Origin of the sequence: Nocardioides fonticola (assembly GCF_039536805.1) — a bacterium.
Taxonomy (GTDB): Bacteria; Actinomycetota; Actinomycetes; order Propionibacteriales; family Nocardioidaceae; genus Nocardioides; species Nocardioides fonticola.
The window spans coordinates 124,784-139,940 of the sequence record NZ_BAAAZH010000036.1; the positions used below are offsets into that span (position 1 = coordinate 124,784).

General features: G+C 73.6%; 15 protein-coding genes. 12 read left to right on the forward strand and 3 right to left on the reverse strand.

Annotated elements, in window-relative coordinates:
• Positions 1 to 119 precede the first annotated feature (119 nt).
• Positions 120 to 629, reverse strand: a complete 510-nt coding sequence (locus ABD671_RS21600) for a MarR family winged helix-turn-helix transcriptional regulator (protein ID WP_344735583.1) — start codon at positions 627 to 629, stop codon at positions 120 to 122.
• Between the two features lie 127 nt (positions 630 to 756).
• Between ABD671_RS21600 and ABD671_RS21605 the strand changes: the two genes are divergently transcribed.
• Entirely contained in the window at positions 757 to 2,892 is a 2,136-nt protein-coding gene (locus ABD671_RS21605) for an acyltransferase family protein (RefSeq protein WP_344735585.1), read from the forward strand.
• On the opposite strand, the gene ABD671_RS21610 is transcribed toward ABD671_RS21605, so the two are convergent.
• On the reverse strand, positions 2,880 to 3,662 hold the full coding sequence (locus tag ABD671_RS21610) for a putative protein N(5)-glutamine methyltransferase (RefSeq protein ID WP_344735587.1): 783 nt from the start codon (positions 3,660 to 3,662) through the stop codon (positions 2,880 to 2,882). The genes ABD671_RS21605 and ABD671_RS21610 overlap by 13 nt on opposite strands.
• A 62-nt stretch (positions 3,663 to 3,724) precedes the next feature.
• On the opposite strand from ABD671_RS21610, the gene ABD671_RS21615 reads away from it, so the two are divergent.
• From ABD671_RS21615 to ABD671_RS21635, 5 genes are all read left to right on the forward strand, one after another.
• The gene (locus ABD671_RS21615) at positions 3,725 to 4,948 is read left to right on the forward strand and encodes an NADH:flavin oxidoreductase (RefSeq protein WP_344735589.1); all 1,224 of its coding nucleotides are present in this window, start codon (positions 3,725 to 3,727) and stop codon (positions 4,946 to 4,948) included.
• 137 nt (positions 4,949 to 5,085) lie between these two features.
• Positions 5,086 to 6,195: an NAD(P)H-dependent amine dehydrogenase family protein gene (locus tag ABD671_RS21620; protein WP_344735590.1), complete on the forward strand. Its 1,110-nt coding sequence runs from the start codon at positions 5,086 to 5,088 to the stop codon at positions 6,193 to 6,195.
• Entirely contained in the window at positions 6,192 to 7,013 is an 822-nt protein-coding gene (locus ABD671_RS21625) for an SDR family oxidoreductase (protein WP_344735592.1), read from the forward strand. The genes ABD671_RS21620 and ABD671_RS21625 overlap by 4 nt, the downstream gene beginning before the upstream one ends.
• A gap of 10 nt (positions 7,014 to 7,023) precedes the next feature.
• Positions 7,024 to 8,118 (forward strand): MBL fold metallo-hydrolase, encoded by a 1,095-nt coding sequence (locus tag ABD671_RS21630; protein ID WP_344735593.1) that lies wholly within the window; start codon positions 7,024 to 7,026, stop codon positions 8,116 to 8,118.
• Between the two features lie 77 nt (positions 8,119 to 8,195).
• Positions 8,196 to 9,311 (forward strand): glycoside hydrolase family 6 protein, encoded by a 1,116-nt coding sequence (locus ABD671_RS21635; protein WP_344735594.1) that lies wholly within the window; start codon positions 8,196 to 8,198, stop codon positions 9,309 to 9,311.
• Between the two features lie 25 nt (positions 9,312 to 9,336).
• Here ABD671_RS21635 and ABD671_RS21640 read toward each other — a convergent pair whose 3' ends face one another.
• On the reverse strand, positions 9,337 to 10,248 hold the full coding sequence (locus tag ABD671_RS21640; protein WP_344735595.1) for an alpha/beta hydrolase fold domain-containing protein: 912 nt from the start codon (positions 10,246 to 10,248) through the stop codon (positions 9,337 to 9,339).
• 32 nt (positions 10,249 to 10,280) lie between these two features.
• Here ABD671_RS21640 and ABD671_RS21645 point away from each other — a divergent pair, with 32 nt between their 5' ends.
• The 6 genes from ABD671_RS21645 to ABD671_RS21670 are packed head-to-tail and all read left to right on the forward strand — an operon-like array spanning position 10,281 to position 15,109.
• A complete protein-coding gene (locus ABD671_RS21645; protein WP_344735596.1) occupies positions 10,281 to 10,820 on the forward strand; it encodes a gluconokinase in 540 nt (179 codons plus the stop codon).
• A gap of 9 nt (positions 10,821 to 10,829) precedes the next feature.
• Positions 10,830 to 11,486: a TetR/AcrR family transcriptional regulator gene (locus ABD671_RS21650; protein ID WP_344735597.1), complete on the forward strand. Its 657-nt coding sequence runs from the start codon at positions 10,830 to 10,832 to the stop codon at positions 11,484 to 11,486.
• Between the two features lie 55 nt (positions 11,487 to 11,541).
• On the forward strand, positions 11,542 to 12,762 hold the full coding sequence (locus ABD671_RS21655; protein WP_344735598.1) for an acyl-CoA dehydrogenase family protein: 1,221 nt from the start codon (positions 11,542 to 11,544) through the stop codon (positions 12,760 to 12,762).
• On the forward strand, positions 12,762 to 13,805 hold the full coding sequence (locus tag ABD671_RS21660) for a phosphotransferase family protein (RefSeq protein WP_344735599.1): 1,044 nt from the start codon (positions 12,762 to 12,764) through the stop codon (positions 13,803 to 13,805). Before ABD671_RS21655 ends, ABD671_RS21660 begins: the two co-directional genes overlap by 1 nt.
• 58 nt (positions 13,806 to 13,863) lie before the next feature.
• Positions 13,864 to 14,634, forward strand: a complete 771-nt coding sequence (locus tag ABD671_RS21665; protein WP_344735600.1) for a crotonase/enoyl-CoA hydratase family protein — start codon at positions 13,864 to 13,866, stop codon at positions 14,632 to 14,634.
• 4 nt (positions 14,635 to 14,638) lie between these two features.
• Complete coding sequence (locus tag ABD671_RS21670) at positions 14,639 to 15,109, forward strand: DUF4334 domain-containing protein (RefSeq protein WP_344735601.1); 471 nt, start codon at positions 14,639 to 14,641, stop codon at positions 15,107 to 15,109.
• Positions 15,110 to 15,157 lie beyond the last annotated feature (48 nt).

Sequence of the window (15,157 nt, forward strand, 5' to 3'; positions counted from 1 at the left end):
CCGTCCGCGGACGCCGTCCCGCGTGGTGTGACGTTCTGCAGGTGATCGGGGCCGATTCGCCTGCAGAACGTCACACCGGCGGCCAGTTTCACCGGCCGGCCGGTGAAACTGGCCCCCGGTCAGTCCACCAGATCCCCGCCCGCCGCCCGCAGATCCTGGAGCAGGGCGGTGAGGGCGACGACCTCGCCGGCGGGCAGGCCGGGGGCGCCGAAGACGTCGCGGTTGAGGCCGGCGGTGGCCTCGGCGACGATCGCGCGGCCGGCCTCGGTGATCGAGGCGAGGACGACGCGGCGGTCCTCCTCGCCGCGCAGCCGCTCGACGAAGCCCTGGCGTTCGAGGCGGTCGACGGCGCTGGTGACCGAGGTCGGGTGCACCTGCAGCAGCGAGCCGAGCCGCATCATCGGCATCCGCCCGGCTGAGGAGAACGAGAGCAGCTGGAGGATCTCGTAGCGGGCGAAGGAGAGGTCGAGCGGACGCAGGACGGCGTCGATGCGCTCCATGAGCAGCTGCTGCACCCGCACGACCGAGGTCACCATGGCCATGCCGTCGGCGGCGTCGTCCCAGCCGTGGGCCACCCACTGGCGGTGCGCCTCGCGGATCGGGTCGCGGCGTCGCTTCGATGCACTCATCGCGGCCCAGTCTGGCCCACCGGGCTGCCCGATAGGCGTCCGGCCGGCCCGGGACGCCGGGACACCTGTCCCGCAGAACGGACGGATACCCCTGCTGGTAGCGGTATCGAGGCCCTATCGTTCGCCCATGCCCTCCCTCCTCGAGCGGGCGACGGCCCCCCTCCGTCGCTCGGGCACCTCTGGTCGCGCCGACATCCAGGGCCTGCGCGCCCTGGCGGTCCTCGCCGTCCTCGCCGACCACGCCTGGGGCCGACCTGTGGGCGGCTTCGTGGGTGTCGACGTCTTCTTCGTGCTCTCCGGGTTCCTCATCACCGGCCTGCTGGTCGCCGAGCGCGACCGGAAGGGGCGCATCAGCTACCTCGCGTTCTACCGGCGCCGCGTGCGCCGGCTGCTGCCCGCCGCCTGTCTCGTGCTCGCCGCCACGATCGTGGCCAGTGCGCTGGTCTACCCGGCCGGGCGGGCCCGCACGATCACCGCGGACGCCGTGTGGGCGTTCTTCTTCGCCTCGAACTGGCACTTCGCCGCGGTCGGTACCGACTACTTCGCCACCGACGGCGTCACCTCGCCGCTCCAGCACTTCTGGTCGCTGGCCGTGGAGGAGCAGTTCTACCTGGTGTGGCCGACGCTGATCGTGCTGACGGTCGCCGCCTTCCGCCGCGAGCGCCGGGTCGCGTTGATCGCGCTCACCTCGGTGATCACCCTCGGCTCCTTCGCGTACTCGCTGCACCACACCTCGACCTCGCCGACCTGGGCCTACTTCTCGACCTTCGACCGCGCCTGGGAGCTCGGCGTCGGTGCGCTGCTGGCGCTGCTGACGCCGCAGCTGAAGCAGATCCCGATGAGCGTGCGCCCCGTCCTCGGATGGGCCGGCCTGATCGGCATCCTCGCCTCGCTCGTCGTCGTCAGCGACGGCCCCGGATTCCCCGCGCCGTGGGCAGCGCTGCCGGTGCTCAGCACGGCCGCGGTGCTCGCCGCCGGCACCGGCTCCGACCAGCCGTGGCTGGTACCGCTGACCAACCGGGTCGCCGGCTACGTGGGCGACATCTCCTACTCGCTCTACCTGTGGCACTTCCCGGTGATCATCCTGCTGGCCGAGAAGCTCGACCCGGGGTCGATCGCCTACGACGTCCTCGCGCCGCTGATCGCCCTGGTGTTCGCCATGCTCGGCTATCACCTGCTCGAGGACCCGATCCGTCGCTCCACCTGGCTCGAGCCCCGGTGGAAGCAGGCGCTGCGCGACGGCTGGCTGGACGCCGGCTCCCTCACCTCGCGCTGGCTGGCGATCGGCACCGTGGTGGCCGCCGCGATCGTGACGATCGCCCTCCAGCCCCGCGGCTCGGCGCCCGGCGAGGACCTGCTCCAGCCGATGGTGCCGGCGGCGAACAGCCGCAGCGAGACGCCCCAGGCCGACTACCTCGCGCGCCGCATCGACCAGTCGCTCGGACTCAAGCGGTTCCCGAGCCTGAGCCCCTCGGTCGACCAGCTCGGCATCGCCAACTTCTACGCCGCGATGGTGCGCCAGGGCTGCGCGTCGGTGACGCCGGACGACGCCGCGCGCTGCCGGTTCGGGCCGGCCGACGCCCGACGCACCGCCGTCGTGTTCGGCGACTCCTACGCCATGGCCTACATGCCCGCCGTCCGGGCCGCTCTCGACGGCCGCGGCTACCGCATCCACCAGCTCACGCTCCAGGACTGCCCCGCGTGGGCCTACGACCGCACCAAGTCCGACGGCAGCCTCTACCCCGAGTGCACGGCCTACCGGAAGTGGGCGATCGGCACGATCCGCGACCTGCGCCCCGACCTGCTGATCCTCGCCACCTCCGACAAGGACGCCGCCACGCTCGTCTCCGGCGCCACCGGTGCCGCCCAGGCGGCGGAGGTCGAGGCCGGGGTGAAGGCCACGCTCGACGCCGTGCAGGGCCTGGCCAAGCGCACCGTGGTGCTGGCGCCGCCCCCCGGCACCGGCAACCTCACGACCTGCGCCGGCCCCGGCGCGGCGCCGTCCGAGTGCGTGGGGCAGATCAGCTCCTACTGGTTCGCGACCCGCGATATCGAGCAGCGTCAGGCCACCCAGCACGGCGACGACTACCTCGACACCCAGGCGTGGTTCTGCCGCGGCAGCAGCTGCCCGGCGTTCGTCGGCGACACCCCGGTGGCCTACGAGGGCAACCACATCACCTACCGCTACTCCACCGAGCTCGGCCCGGTGCTGGCCGAGGCGCTCTTCGGCAAGGCGAAGGGCGGTGGCGGTCAGGCGGGCTGACCGCCGCTGACGACGACCGTGCCGTCGGCCTCGCTGTCGGCCTCGCTGTCGGCCTCGTGCCGACCGGGCACCAGCCCCGCCTCGTCGACGAGCGCGAGGAGTGTCGCGGCCTGGGTGTCGGCGCACTCGAACAGCAGGACGCCGTCCGATCGCAGCCACCCACCCGCCTCAGCGAGCACCCGGCGGTGCACCTCGTGACCGTCGGCGCCGCCGTCGAGGGCGTGCCGGGCCTCGTGGTCGCGGGCCTCCGGCGGCATGGCGCCGATCGCCGCGGTCGGCACGTAGGGGGCGTTGCAGATCAGCACCCCGACCCGGCTCCGCAGGTCGGGCGGCAGCGGCGCGAAGAGGTCGCCGTGCAGCACCCGCTCGGGCGGCAGGTGTCGGCGGGCGCAGGCCACGGCCGCGGCATCGAGGTCTGCGGCCCACACCTCGACATCGGGACGCCGTCCGCTCACCGCGGCCGCCAACGCCCCGGTGCCGCAGCACAGGTCGAGGACGACGTCGCCGGGCCGCGCGAGGGTCGCGGCGACCTCCACGAGCAGCAGCGAGCGGCGCCGCGGCACGAACACCCCGGGCGCCACCGGCACCCGCAGGCCGTCGAACCCGGCCCAGCCCAGCACGACCTCCAGGGGCTCGCCCGCCACCCGGCGGGCGAGCCGGGCATCGAGGTCGGCGGGGTCGCGGCACTCGGCCCGCAGCAGCGCGGCCTCCTCCTCGGCGAACACGCAGCCCGCCGACCGCAGCGCGGCGGTGAGCGGGTCGTCGTCCATGCCCGGCATCCTCTCGCGCGGACGGCTAGAACAGGTTCTCGTTTCGGTCTACCCTGCGGAGCGTGACCGCTCCCGACGCCGACTCCGCCCGCGCCGTCCCGGATGTCTTCGCCCCTGCGCACCTCGGCCCGGTGCCCGTGCGCAACCGCACCGTCAAGGCCGCGACCTTCGAGGGCGCCACGCCCGAGGGGCAGGTGACCCAGCAGCTCATCGACTACCACCTCGCCGTGGCGCGCGGCGGCATCGGCATCACGACGGTGGCTTACCTCGCCGTCGCACCCGAGGGCCGCACCCACCGCGAGGTGATCGTGCTCGGCGAGGACACCCTGCCCGGCCTGGCCCGCATGGCCGAGGCGATCCATGAGACCGGCGCCCGGATCGCCGGCCAGGTCGGCCACGCCGGACCTGTCGCCAACGGCCGCTCCAACGGCGTCAAGGCGATCGCGGCCTCGCGGATGCCGAGTCCGCTGTCGATGCAGATGATCCGCTCGGCCACCGAGGCCGACCTCGCCCGCGTCACCCGCGCCTACGTCGACGGCGCGCGGGTGCTCGTGCGCGCCGGGTTCGACGTCCTCGAGCTGCACATGGCGCACAGCTACCTCATCTCCTCCTTCCTGGCGCCGGGCCTCAACCGCCGCAAGGACGGTTGGGGCGGGCCGCTGGAGAACCGCGCGAAGCTCGCGCGCCAGGTCGCCCGCGCCGTCCGCGAGGAGGTGGGGGACGCCGTCGCCGTCACCGCGAAGGTCTCGCTCTCCGACGGCTTCAAGGGCGGGGTGACCACGGCCGAGGCGGTGGAGTTCGCCCAGATGCTGGAGTCCGACGGCACGCTCGACGCCCTCCAGCTCAGCGGCGGCTCGTCGCTGATGAACCCGATGTACCTCTTCCGCGGCGAGGCGCCGGTCAAGGAGTTCGCGGCCTCGATGCCGTGGCTGGTGCGCACCGGCATGAAGACCCCGGTCGGCCGCTCGTTCCTCAAGGTCTATCCCTACGAGGAGGCCTACTTCCTGGAGAAGGCCCAGCAGGTGCGGGCCGCGGTGTCGATGCCGCTCATGCTGCTCGGCGGCATCACCACCACCGAGACGATGGAGCGGGCGATGGAGCTCGGCTTCGACTTCGTGGCGATGGGCCGCGCGGTGCTGCGCGAGCCCGACCTGGTCAACAAGCTCGCCGCCGGCCGCGCGACGTCCGGGGTGTGCGTGCACTGCAACCGCTGCATGCCCACCATCTACTCCGACCGCGGCACCCACTGCCCGGTGATCGCCGGGCCGGATCTGGCCGTGCGCTGACCCGCTCGCTTGTAACGCGGGGTTACCCACCACTACCCGACCCTTACAAGGGGTGCCTAGAGGTGGGTAACCCCGCGTTACAAGCCCCGGGCGCCCGCACCCTGGCGCATTTCTAGAACGTGTTCTAGGTTGTCGCCATGTCCCAGGTCGTCCCCCAGAAGCCCCTGCGCGTCGTCGTCTGGTCCACCGGAACCATCGGTCGGCACGCCATCGCCGGCGTCGACGCCCACCCCGATCTCGAACTGGTCGGCGTGTGGGTCTCCAACCCCGACAAGCACGGCAAGGACGCCGGCGTGCTGGCCGAGCTGGGCCGCGAGCTCGGCATCGCGGCCACCACCGACCGCGACGAGCTGATCGCCCTGCGCCCCGACGCGATCATCCACACCGCGATGACCGACGACCGTCCGTTCGAGGCCATCGAGGACCTCATCTGGATGATCGAGAGCGGCGTCGACGTCGTCAGCTCCGGCCCGGTGCTGCTCCAGTGGCCCGAGAAGATCCTCCCGCCGGAGATGCTCGAGCGCATCGAGGACGCCGGCCGCCGCGGCAACGCCTCGCTGCACGTCAACGGCATCGATCCCGGCTTCGCCAACGACATCCTGCCGCTGGTGATGACCAGCCTCTCCCAGCGCATCGACGAGGTGCGCGTCATGGAGATCTGCGACTACTCCACCTACTACCAGCCGGTCGTCATGGGCGACCTGTTCGGCTTCGGCAAGCCGATGGACTTCGTCGGCATGCTCTGGCAGCCCGGCATCCTCACCATGGCGTGGGGCAGCGTCGTGCGCCAGATCGCCGCCGGCCTCGGCGTCACCCTCGACGAGCCGCTCATCGAGGACGTCGAGCGGCGCCCCGCCGAGCGCGACACCCCCAGCGTGTCGGGCGACGTCGCCGCCGGCACCATGGGCGCGGTCCGCTTCCAGCTCATCGGCACCGTGGACGGCGTCCCGCGCGTCGTCCTCGAGCACATCACCCGCACCGACGCCGAGGCCCACCCCGACTGGGAGAAGCCGCCCGCCGGCACCGACGGCTGCTACCGCGTCAAGATCACCGGCGAGCCGATGATGCAGGTCGACTTCACCCACCACGGCGAGTTCGGCGACCACAACGTCAGCGGCATGATCACCACCGCCCAGCGCCTGGTGAACGCCCTGCCCGCTGTCGTCGCCGCCAAGCCCGGTCTGGTCACCGCCATCGACCTGCCGCTGGTCACCGGCCGCGGCCTCGTGACGGGGAGCCGCGCATGAGCATCCTCGACCGGTTCACCCTCACCGACCACGTCGCTGTCGTGACCGGCGCCGGACGTGGCATCGGCGCCGCCACCGCCGTCGCCCTGGCCCAGGCCGGCGCCGACGTGCTCATCTCCAGCCGCACCGAGAAGCAGCTGCTCAAGGTCGCCGAAGCCATCGAGGCCACCGGACGCCGCGCGCTCGTCGTCCCCGCCGACCTCGCCGACACCGACGCCGTGGCCGGTCTCGCGCAGGCCGCCTTCGACGCCTTCGGTCGCCTCGACACGGTGGTCAACAACGTCGGCGGCACGATCCCGAACACGTTCCTCGACACCGACGTCGCCTACCTCGAGGAGGCGTTCCACTTCAACGTCTCCACCGCCCACGCGCTCAGTCGCGCCGCCGTCCCGCTCATGCTGGCCGCGGCGCCGGAGGGCTCGAAATCGATCGTCGGGATCTCCTCGATGATGGGCCGCGCGGCCGGTCGCGGCTACCTCGCCTACGGCACGGCGAAGGCCGCGCTCGCGCACTGGACCCGGCTCGCCGCCGAGGATCTCGCCCCCCGCATCCGCGTCAACGGCATCTACGTCGGCTCGGTGATGACCTCCGCGCTGGAGTTCGTCGCCGGCGTCCCGGAGATGATGGACCAGATGGAGACCAAGACCCCGCTGGGTCGGGTCGGGGAGGCCGAGGACATCGCCGCCGGCGTCCTCTACCTCGCCAGTCGGGCCGGGCAGTACGTCACCGGCAAGCTGCTCGAGATCGACGGCGGCATCCAGCAGCCCAACCTCGACCTGGCGCTGCCCGACGTCCAGCCCGCAGGCGCCCCCTCGTAGGGTCGCCAGCGTGATCCCGGACAACCAGCAGTCCTTCCGCACCACCCCCACCTCGGTCGCGGTCTCGCCCGACTCGGGGCGGCACTGGAGCGAGGAGGGCGCGTGGGAGGTCGAGCCGGGCATCCACCGCATCCCACTGCCGTTGCCGATGGACGGCCTGAAGGCCATCAACGTCTACGTCATCGAGACCGACGAGGGCCTCACCCTCGTCGATGGCGGCTGGGCGATCCCGCAGGCCCGCGAGCTGCTCGACCGCTGCCTGCGCGACATCGGTGCCGGCTTCGGCGACATCCGCCGCTTCCTGGTCACCCACATCCACCGCGACCACTACACGATGGCGCGGGTGCTCGGCACCGAGCTCGGCGTCGACGTCGCGCTGGGCCGCGATGAGGAGCCCGGGCTGCACCTGCTCAACCACGTCGACGACCTCACCGAGAACCCCTTCGCGCGCGTGCTCATCTCGGCCGGCGCCTACGACCTCGCCGAGATGTGGTCGCGCATGGACGACGACCGCGAGCCGCCCGACCCGATGCTGTGGGCCTACCCCGACACCTGGCTCGCGGGCGACCAGCGCATCGCGGTCGGCGCCCGCACCCTCGACGCCGTGCACACCCCGGGCCACACGCCGGGCCACTACGTCTTCGCCGAGCAGGACGCCGGGCTGCTGTTCTCCGGCGACCACGTGCTGCCCACCATCACGCCGTCCATCGGGTTCACGGTGCCGCCCGTCGAGCAGCCCCTCGGCGACTTCCTGGCCTCGCTGGCCCGCGTGCGCGACCTGCCCGACCTGCGCATCCTGCCCGCCCACGGTCCGGTCGCGCCGTCGTCCCATGCCCGCGTCGACGAACTGCTGACCCACCACGAGAGCCGCCTGGAGCAGAGCCTCGCCGCCCTCGGCGCCCAGGGGCACCGGCTCACCAGCCAGGACGTCGCCGTCCAGCTCGGGTGGACCCGCCACGAGACCCCCTTCGACGAGCTCGACCCCTTCGCCCAGGGCATGGCCGCCATGGAGACCAAGGCGCACCTCGACCTGCTGGTCGCGCGCGGCCAGGTCGGCCGCGACGCGAGCGGCGACGCCGTGGAGTACTGGGCGATCCCCGGCTGATCCCCGGCTGATCCCCGGCCGACCGCTCAGGTCCGGCCGCGCGCGGCCGTTGCCAGGGGACGACGGAAGGACGTCCCGTGGCTCTCGGATCCCGGCGGCTCGCCGCCCTCGTGCTGGCCCTCGTGCTGGCCCTCGCCCTCGCGGCGGGGACGACCGCGCCCTCGCGCTCGGCGCCGGCGGAGTCTGCCGCGCGCGCCGGCGGCAACCCCTTCACGACCTACCGCTGGGGTACCTACGCCGGTCCGCTCGACTTCACCTGGCTGCCTTACCAGCACGCGAGCGGACGACGCCGCGCGATCCTGCAGTACCTGATCGACCAGCCGAAGGCGAAGTGGTTCGGGCACTGGATGCCTGACGGCGTCCTGGCCCGCAAGGTGGCGGACTACATCGCCGGCACCCAGCAGGGCGACCCCGACCGGCTCGTGCAGTTCACGCTCTTCCGCATGGTGCCGTGGGAGCAGGACGCCTGCCGCCGGCTGCCGACCGCCGCCGAGCAGCGCGCCTACCGCCGCTGGATCGGCATCTTCGCCGACGCCGTCGGCGACACCCCGGCCGCGATCGTGCTCCAGCCCGACGGGCCCTTCGCCCAGTGCGCGCCGGGCGGCTCCTCGGTGCTCTCCGACCTCCTCGCCTGGACGACGCGCCGCCTCGGCGCCCTGCCGCGCACCAGCGTCTACCTCGAGGCCGGCGCCTCCGATTGGCCCGCGCCCGGCCAGGGCGGCGTCGAGCGCGCCGCCGACCTGCTGATCGCCGGCGGTGTGGCCGACGCCCGCGGCTTCGCGCTCAACGGCACCCACTACGCCTCGACCGCCGACCAGGTGCGCCGGGCCGCGGCGATCGCCGCCGAGCTCGCCCGTCGTGGCGTGCCGGGCAAGCGCGCGGTCGTCAACACCTCCGGCAACGGCCACCCCTTCGACTTCGGCGACTACCGCGGGCCGGACCCGCTCAACGCCCAGGTGTGCCGGACGCCGTCCGACTCCCGCACCTGCATCAGCCTCGGCATCCCGCCGACCGCCGACGTCGGCGCCGCCCGCTGGGGCCTGCCGGACGACGTCGCACGCCAGGCGCGGCGGGTGGTCGACGCCTACGTGTGGTTCGGCCGCCCGTGGCTCTACCGGCAGAACGAGCCGTTCATGATGAGCCGCGCGCTGCCGTTGGTGACGAGCTCGCCGTTCTGGCCGGGCCTGGACTGAGCGCCGGGCTCCGGGCGAGCCGCCGTCAGCCGAACGACCGGCCCAGGAACCCCTCGGTCGTGCGCCAGGCCCGCGCCGCCTCGGGGATCGCCGGCAGCAGCGGGTAGACGTGGATGAGGCCGGGCTCCTCGACGTATCGCAGCGGCCAACCGGCCTCGGCCGCCCGGCCGGCGAGCAGGCGGCAGCCGGGCAGCAGGAGGTCGCGGGTGCCGCAGAACATCAGCGCCGGCGGCAGACCGGCGAGGTCGGCGAGGGCGGGGGAGACCTCCGGCCGCGCGAGGTCCTCGGGCGAGCCGGCCCACCACTCGGCGTAGGCCTTCAGCTTGCCCAGGTGCAGCCAGGGGTCGCGGGCGTTGAACCACGCCGTCGACGGCGTCGAGGTGGTCAGATCGACCCACGGAGCGAGCAGCAGCATCCCGGTGGCCTGCTCGTGCCCGCGGTCGCGCAGGCTCTGGGCCACGGCCACCGCGATGCCGCCGCCGGCGGAGTCGCCGCCGAGCAGGGTGGGGCCGGACGCCGTCCACCGGGCGGTGATCTCGACCAACGCGTCATGGGAGTCGGCCCAGGTGTGCTCGGGAGCCAGCGGGTAGTCGGGCAGGACGACGCGGGCGCGCAGCTGCTGGGCGAGCCGGTCGGCGTACCGCACGTGGAAGGCGTCGATCGGGGCGACGAAACCGCCGCCGTGCATCCACACGACGGTGGCCTCGACATCGTGCGTGCGCGGGGTCAGCACGTGCGTCGGGAAGTCGCCGGTGCGGTCGACCTCGACCTCGTAGCGCTGGTGGAGGTGGCGCACGAGCCGCGTCGGCAGCGACCGGTCGAGCCCGGAGTGCCAGCGCTCCAGGCGCCCGCGCTCCCGCTCGGCGTCGTCGAGCTCGCGCGAGCGGCGCACGCGAGGGACGGCGTAGGCGAGGAGTTCGTGGCGCAGGCTCGGCATGCCTCGCATCCTCTCAGGGCGATGATGGTGGGGTGTCCCAGCCCGGTGGTCCCGCGTCGGTGGTCGTCATGGGTGTCGCCGGCTCCGGCAAGTCGACCGTCGGCGCGGCGCTCGCCGACCGGCTCGGCCTGCCCTATCTCGACGGCGACGACCTGCATCCGCCGGCGAACCTCGCCCGCATGCGCGCCGGGCTGCCGCTGCGCGACGACGACCGTTGGCCCTGGCTGGACGCCGTCGGCGCCTGGCTCGCCGGACGCAGCGGGGGAGGTGTCGTCGCCTGCTCGGCCCTGCGCCGCCGCTACCGCGACCGCCTGCGCGCCGTCGTCCCGGACCTCGTGATCGTGCACCTGCACACGACCGACCCCGACCTGCTGCGCCGGCGCCTGGCCGCCCGCCGCGGCCACTTCCTCCCGCCCGCGCTGCTCGACTCCCAGCTCGCGACGCTCGAGCCCCTCGAGGCCGACGAGCGGGGCGTCGTCCTCGACCTCGCCCTGCCGGTCGACGACCTCGTGCGGCAGGCCTGCGCGGCCATCGCGCCCTCGTCGGACGCTCCTGCGGGCGCGGACGACTAGAGTCCGCCCATGACCGTGGACGCCCCCGACGCCGACACCCCCGAGGCCGGCGACACCGCCGCCTGGGACGACTGGCGCACCTACGGCGAGCCCGACCTCCCGCGCATCCTCGCGGCCGCGCTCGAGGCGTTCGTCGAGCACGGCTACCACGGCACCTCGATCCGCGACATCGCCGCGGCCAGCGGCCTGTCGGTGCCCGGCGTCTACCACCACTACCGCTCCAAGCAGGAGATCCTGGCGGCGCTCATGTCGGCCACGATGGACGAGCTGCTGGGCCGCAGCCGGGCCGCGCTCGCCTCGGCCGGCGACGACCCGGTGGCGCGGTTCGAGGCGGTCGTGGAGTCGATGCTGCGCTTCCACATGGCCCGCCGCGGCCAGGCGTTCGTGGGCTCCTCGGAGATGCGCAGCCTCGATCCCGACGAGCGTGCCGCGCACATCGCGCTGCGCGATGAGCAGCAGGCGATGCTGCGAGTGCTGCTGGAGGAGGGGGTGGCGGCCGGGGTGTTCGCCACGCCCTACCCCGCCGACGTCGCGCGGGCGATCTCCTCGCTGTGCGTGGGCATGGCCTCGTGGTACCGCGAGGACGGTCCGCAGAGCGCCGACGAGCTCGTCGTCCGCGAGCTGGCGATGGCCCGGGCGCTGGCGGACTCCGGCGCCACGGGCTAGCATCCGCCTCAGGCCGACCGAGCGATCGCTCGGTCGCGAGGAGAGCGAGGCAGTCGTGAGTCGAACCACCACCCCCGAGGAGCTGGCGTCGCTGGTCGCCCGCACCCGCGCGTTCGTGCGCGAGCACGTGCTGCCGATCGAGGACGCCGCCGACGGCGACATCGAGGCGGCCGGTGGTGAGGACGTCCGTCTCCAGCTCCAGAAGCTCGCCCGGGACGCCGGCATCCTGGCCCCGCACGCGCCCGTCGAGTACGGCGGCCACGGCCTGAACATGGTCGACCGCGCGGCGGTCTTCGAGGAGGCCGGCTACGGCCTGTTCGGCCCGCTCGCCACCCACATCGCGGCGCCCGACGAGGGCAACATCCACATGCTCGACCACATCGCCAGCGCCGCGCAGAAGGAGAAGTACCTGCGCCCGCTGGCCACCGGCGAGGTGCGCTCGGCCTTCGCGATGACCGAGCCCGCCCCGGGCGCCGGCGCCGATCCCTCGATGCTCACCACCCGTGCCACCAAGGTCGACGGCGGCTGGGTCATCGACGGTCGCAAGTGGTTCATCACCGGCGCCGACGGCGCGGGCTTCTTCATCACCATGGCCCGCACCTCCGGCGAGCCCGGCTCGGCCGGCGGCGCCACGATGTTCCTCATGCCCGCCGACACCGAGGGCATCGAGGTCGTGCGCCACGTCGGAACTGTCGACAAAGCGATGTTGGGCGGGCACTGCGAGGTCGCCTTCACCGGCGCCTTCGTGCCCGACGACGACGTCCTCGGCGGCGTCGACGAGGGCTTCCGCTACGCCCAGGTGCGCCTCGGGCCGGCCCGCATGACCCACGTGATGCGCTGGACCGGCGCCGTGCGCCGCGCCCACGAGATCGCGGTCAACCACGTCGCCCACCGCGAGGCCTTCGGCTCCCGCCTGGCCGACCTCGGCCTCATGCAGCAGCTCATCGCCGACAACGAGATCGACCTCGCCGCCACCCGCGCCCTGCTGCTCGAGGCCTGCCGGGTGCTCGACGACGGCGGCCGCGCCGCCAAGGAGACCTCGATCGCCAAGACCTTCGCGGCCGAGGCGCTCCACCGCGTCGCCGACCGCGCCCAGCAGATGTGCGGCGGCCTCGGCGTCTCCACCGAGCTGCCGGTGGCCCGCATCGCCCGCGAGGTGCGGCCCTTCCGCATCTACGACGGCCCCTCGGAGGTGCACCGCTGGTCGATCGCCAAGCGCGCGGTCAAGGCGATCACGTCGGAGTTCGCCGCCGGAGCCGACGGGGCCGGCGCCTGATGGCCGACCTCACCGCGGCGGAGCTGGCCGCCGTCGCCGGGGTCATGGCCACCGCCGGCGTCCCGACCACCGGCGAGCTGCACGCGAAGCTGCTCACCGCCGGACGCTCCAACCTCACCTACAAGCTGTGGGACGACGCCGACGCCGCCTGGGTCATGCGCACCCCGCCGCGGGTCGGCCGCACGCCGTCCGCCCACGACGTCGCCCGGGAGTACCGCGTCACGAAGGGGCTGGCGACCGCCGGCGTCCCCGTGCCGCAGGCCGTGCTCGCCCACGACGACGAGGAGCTCATCGGCGTCCCGTTCGCGATCGCGGGCTTCGTCGAGGGCGCGACCGTGCAGTCGCGCGCGCAGTTCGAGGCGCTCGGCCCCGAGCTGCGCGCCGCGTCGCTGGAGGCCCTGTTCGGTGCGCTCGCCGCCCTCCACCGCGTCGACCACGTCGCCGCCGGCCTCGAGCGGTTCGGCCGACCCGACGGCTATGCCGCCCGCCAGACCAAGCGCTGGGCCGGCCAGTGGGAGATCGTCGGCGAGGCGTTCCCCGACGCCGTCCGCGCCGACGCGCAGCGTCTCGCCGCCGGTCTGGCCGACCGGCTGCCGACGCTGGAACAGCGCAGCACCGGCGTCGTCCACGGCGACTACCGCATCGACAACACCCTGCTGCGGCTGGACGCCGAGGCCGGCACCGCCGAGGTCGCCGCCATCGTCGACTGGGAGCTCTCCACCATCGGCGACCCCGTGGCCGACGTCGCGATGATGTGCGTCTACCGCCACCCCGTCTTCGACCTCACCCTCGGCGGCTCCTCGGCGTGGGCCAGCGACCTCATGCCCGACGTCGACGCTCTCGCCGCCGGCTACGAGCGGCACGGCGGGGTGCCGCTGGACTCCTGGGAGTTCCACCTCGCCCTGGGCTACTTCAAGATCGCGGTCATCGCCGCCGGCATCGACCACCGCCACCGCGCGGGCGCCAGCCACGGCGAGGGCTTCGACACCGCGGGCGAATCCGTCGGACCGTTCCTGGCCGAGGGGCTGGCACTCCTGGGCTGAGGCCGCCACGATGTGACGGCCATCTCTCCCCGACGTCCCCGAGCCCCGAGAGGCCCGCATGACCGAGCAGCCCGCCGTCCTCGTCGAAGTGCGCGACGGCGTCCAGATCATCACCATCAACCGCCCCGAGGCGAAGAACGCGCTCAACGGCGCGGTCGCCCGCGGCATCGCCGCCGCCGTCGACGAGCTCGACGCCAACGACGAGCTGCGGGTCGCGGTGCTCACCGGCGCCGGCGGCACCTTCTCCTCCGGCATGGACCTCAAGGCGTTCCTCACCGGCGACGTGCCGCTCGTCGAGGGCCGCGGCTTCGCCGGCATCGCGCAGGCACCGCCGCGCAAGCCGCTCATCGCCGCGGTCGAGGGCTGGGCCGTCGCAGGCGGGTTCGAGCTGCTGCTCGCCTGCGACCTCGTCGTGGCCTCGGAGGAGGCGCGCTTCGGCGTCCCCGAGGTGAAGCGGGCGCTGGTGGCCGGCGGCGGTGCCGCCCTCGAGCTGCCGCGGCGTCTGCCGCGCGCCATCGCCATGGAACTGCTGCTCACCGGCGACCCCATCAGCGCCGCCCGGGCCGCCGAGCTCGGCCTGGTCAACCGGCTCACGCCCGCGGGCGGTGCGCTGGACGGCGCCCTCGCGCTCGCCGCCACCATCGCCGCGAACGGTCCGCTCGCCGTGCGCATCAGCAAGGAGATCGCCGTCGGCGCCTCCGACTGGACCACCGCCGAGGGCTGGGAGCAGCAGTCGCGCATCGTCGCCCCGGTCTTCGTCTCCGAGGACGCCTCGGAGGGTGCGCGGGCCTTCGCCGAGAAGCGTCCGCCGGTCTGGAAGGGGCGCTGAGCCGATGGGTGAGTGGAGCGAGCTGCGCGGCCGCGTCGCCGTCCTGCAGGGGCAGGACGCCGTCGACCCCGACGACCTCGACCTCGTGTGGTCGCAGTGCCGCACGGTGCGGCCCGAGGAGATCCTCGGCAGCTGGCGCGGCTCGGACTTCGCCACCGGCCACCCCGTCAGCAGCCTGCTCGTCGGCTCGCGCTGGCACGGCAAGCGGTTCGACTCCGTCGAGGAGGCGCACCCGCTGATCTGCCGCGACGAGGCCGGGGAGCTGTTCTCCAACGCCGAGCTCGGCAAGGGGCTCGCGAGCCTGTGGTCGGTGGAGTTCCGCGGCGAGACCACCGCCACGATGGTCTACGACGGCCAGCCGGTCTTCGACCACTTCAAGGCCGTCGACGACGACACCCTGCTCGGGATCATGAACGGCAAGGGCGTGCTCGTCGGCGGACGGCACTACTACTTCCTGCTCGAGCGGGAGCGCTGAGGTCGCGGTCGCGGTCTCGCCGGCCTGAGCCCAACGTCCGATTATCGG